The organism is Hydrocoleum sp. CS-953, from assembly GCF_002260545.1.
GTDB lineage: Bacteria > Cyanobacteriota > Cyanobacteriia > Cyanobacteriales > Microcoleaceae > Trichodesmium.
Genome location: NZ_LGSU01000464.1, coordinates 1 through 3,181 on the forward strand (window position 1 = coordinate 1; position 3,181 = coordinate 3,181).

General features: G+C 31.6%; 4 protein-coding genes. 3 read left to right on the top strand and 1 reads right to left on the bottom strand.

The features are described from left to right. The first annotated feature begins 297 nt into the window (after nt 1–297). The 3 genes from AFK68_RS40995 (at nt 298) to tsaE (ending at nt 2,703) form a co-directional block, all read left to right on the top strand. Nucleotides 298–966 carry a hypothetical protein gene (locus AFK68_RS40995; RefSeq protein ID WP_246843994.1) on the top strand — a complete coding sequence of 223 codons (669 nt, stop codon included), beginning with the start codon at nt 298–300 and terminating at the stop codon, nt 964–966. After that, nucleotides 923–1,525 carry an IS200/IS605 family accessory protein TnpB-related protein gene (locus tag AFK68_RS41000; RefSeq protein ID WP_246843995.1) on the top strand — a complete coding sequence of 201 codons (603 nt, stop codon included), beginning with the start codon at nt 923–925 and terminating at the stop codon, nt 1,523–1,525. Before AFK68_RS40995 ends, AFK68_RS41000 begins: the two co-directional genes overlap by 44 nt. A 680-nt stretch (nt 1,526–2,205) precedes the next feature. After that, nucleotides 2,206–2,703 carry a tRNA (adenosine(37)-N6)-threonylcarbamoyltransferase complex ATPase subunit type 1 TsaE gene (tsaE, locus tag AFK68_RS04660; RefSeq protein ID WP_094671790.1) on the top strand — a complete coding sequence of 166 codons (498 nt, stop codon included), beginning with the start codon at nt 2,206–2,208 and terminating at the stop codon, nt 2,701–2,703. 90 nt (nt 2,704–2,793) lie between these two features. Here the strand turns inward: tsaE and AFK68_RS43270 are convergent, their stop codons facing one another. Further along, entirely contained in the window at nt 2,794–2,919 is a 126-nt protein-coding gene (locus AFK68_RS43270; RefSeq protein ID WP_256386484.1) for a hypothetical protein, read from the bottom strand. Nucleotides 2,920–3,181 lie beyond the last annotated feature (262 nt).

Below are 3,181 nucleotides of genomic sequence, written 5' to 3' on the forward strand. Positions count from 1 at the left end.
ATTTTTTTCATCCCCTATCCAAGGGGAGGTTATTGACCTTATTTTGTGGTGAATGCTTCGTTTTAAGACAGTAGGTATAATAAAAGTTATACATAAATATAGTCATATATAGTCAAGTAACGTCAAATATCTTCGTTGATTTATACAAGCATAGCTACTAAATATTTGACAAAATTTAATAACTCCAAGGCCAAAGGTTTAATAGTATCATGAAATTGGCAGTTGAGTTTCAGACTAAATAATCAGAACAATTCCGCGCGTCCTCGAATCCTAATATAATTTTAACAAGAATGATTTATGAGATTAGTTGAGAAACATATTATTCAGAACAATCATCGGTTTTATGCTGAAATTGACCGACTTTGTTTCTTGTCTAAAAATCTCTATAACTATGCTAATTATTTAGTTCGTCAATCTTGGATATTTGAAAAGACAAATATCTCCTATTATGACTTGCAAAAAACACTCTCTACTCAAGTAGACTATCAAGCAATGCCAGCTAAAGTATCTCAACAAATCTTGATGATACTAGATAGAAACTGGAAAAGCTTTTTAGCAGCGAACGAAATTTATAAACAGAATCCATCAAAGTTTAAATCTCGTCCACGTCTTCCTAGATATAAAAATAAAATAACGGGAAGAAATATTGTAGTTTATACAACACAAGCCATCAGCAAGAAGCAACTTAAACAAGGAATTATTAATCCGAGTAAAACAGGAATTTATCTAAAAACATTAGTAAATACTTCACAAATTAAACAAGTTCGTCTCGTCCCTAGACTTAACCATTATGTAATTGAGGTGATTTATGAAGCGACTAAAAAGCAATACGAGTTAGATAAAAATCGTTATGCCAGTATTGATATAGGATTAAACAATTTAGCTACATTAAGTTTTAATCAAGCCGGAATCAAACCCAAGAGTGATAAATGGCAGACCGTTAAAATCTATAAATCAATACTATAATAAAGTTAAAAGCTTCCTACAATCTCAACTCCGGAAAAATCAATCAAGTCTGAGACTGAAAAAGCTTTGTAATAAAAGAGAATTTAAAATCAATGATTATCTGCATAAAGCATCTCGTTTGATTATTAATACCCTAATTAATCAGAAAATAGGAACTATGATAATAGGGCATAATGAGGACTGGAAACAGAAGATAAATTTAGGGAAAAGAAATAATCAAAATTTTGTATCTGTTCCCTATAATAAGTTAATTGAAATGTTATCTTATAAAGCCAAGATGGTAGGGATAAATGTGATTATTACAGAAGAATCTTATACCTCCGCATCAAGTTTTATAGATAATGATTTGATTCCTGTATACAAGAAAGGTGAGAAAAATCAAGTCACCTTTTCTGGAAAAAGAATAAAAAGAGGCTTGTATCGTACCGCCAGCAAAAGATTAATCAATGCTGATGTCAACGGTTCTCTAAATATAATGAGAAAAGCAGTCCCAAATGTCTTTGACTATGGGATAGAGGGTGTTGTAGTTCACCCAGTCAGGATAACACCTGCAAAATAAGGATATGTCATATTTGACCATATTTTTATGAACTATAGTAGGATTTAAAAGGAAGAAGGAAGAGGCAAGAAGGAAGGAGAAAGGAGAAAGAAAGAAAGTAGATGAGTCTATAGATCAATACAGTTCAGTTAAGGTTTTTTTGGCAGTTCTGTAATCTCAAGATCTACTTTCATTAATTGATAATGGATAATGGATAAGAGATTGTTTGTAAAGGAAAGATAAAAATGAGATAGGGAACAGGGAATAGGGAATAGGGAATAGGGAGGAAGAAATCAACACAACCATTTCTCAGTTCAAAATCTAGGAATATATTTACCTAATATCTCTCTATCTACTGGACTTCAATTCTTTGAAGTATTACCAATTTTGGATTTTAGTAATTATTCCTTCTCTTAATACTTATTTTACAAACAGTCTCTAATGGATAATGGATAATTGATAATTGATAATTGATAATTACCTCTTCTATAATATAGCATTTCCTAAGCTAGTGAGGTACAGATATTAATAATTAAATGTTGGCAGTGCGGGCATCTTGCCCGCGTGGGTGTACCTCACGCTTAGTGAAATCCGCTATAGAAGGATTGGCTAAAATAATTTTTTTTTCTTTTTTATCTATGAATGGAGAGGCTTTATATCTTAATTTCTCAGTACCTGATAACTGATAACTGATAACTGAAATGAAGCGTCAAGAAGTTTTTTTGTCATTAGAAAATGCAACAGCTACTTACAATCTTGGTAAAAGTTTGGGGAAATTTTTACCTGCTGGTAGTGTGATTTTATTGGAGGGAAATTTAGGTAGTGGTAAGACTACTTTAGTTCAAGGTATTGGGGCAGGTTTGGGGATAACTGAAACAATTGATAGCCCTACATTTACTTTAATTAATGAATATTTTTCTGGCAACATTCCTCTTTATCATTTTGATTTATATCGTTTAGAAAGTTCAGAAATTGAAGCTTTAAATTTAGAGATTTATTGGGAAGGTTTGGAAGTACCTTTGGGTATTGTGGCGATTGAATGGGCTGAGAAGTTGGTTTATTATCCTCCAGATTTTTTACGAGTTTGTTTGAGTTTTTCTGATGTAAGAGATACTGTTGAACAAACCCTCCTCGGAAGGCAGGCTAAATTGATTTATATTGGTAAGTTTGATTTTGATTTGGATAAACTTTCTTATTAAAGTATACTGATAAAATTGTCAAAAAATTGACTAGACGAAATTATGACTAATTTACTCAATGTTTGTTTCTGAAATATACACTTTAATAAATCATACTTTTTCTCTAATTATGGCTTGCTGATTAATCTTCAAAGCTTTGATATATAAAGCATTTAGCTTTTTTTTGTCGTAAAAAGTACGAGCTTTTCGGTCGCTCAAGTTCATGCTTGTTAGCATTTTTAGCAAACAAGGTAAGAAAAATCAAAGAGCAATTATTTATCCTACCTCCTCTATAATTTCCATTTATTCTGACTCCTAACTTCTGACTCCTACCCCTACTCTAAAGACTTTTTCAGCAAACTCTAATTAAGTCATAAATTCCTGGATATTCAAAAATTTTTCGGAATCATTTTTTGATTACCTTCATCGGCATAATAGCAATTCCAACTATTTGTACAATTTTTGGTGGGTGGCGTTTTCGCAAACAACCTCTACAATT

Coding starts and splice junctions, on each gene's coding strand:
- AFK68_RS40995 (WP_246843994.1), top strand. CDS start 298: ATGAGATTAGTTGAGAAACATATTATTCAGAACAATCATCGGTTTTAT.
- tsaE (WP_094671790.1), top strand. CDS start 2,206: ATGAAGCGTCAAGAAGTTTTTTTGTCATTAGAAAATGCAACAGCTACT.
- AFK68_RS43270 (WP_256386484.1), bottom strand. CDS start 2,919: ATGCTAACAAGCATGAACTTGAGCGACCGAAAAGCTCGTACTTTTTAC.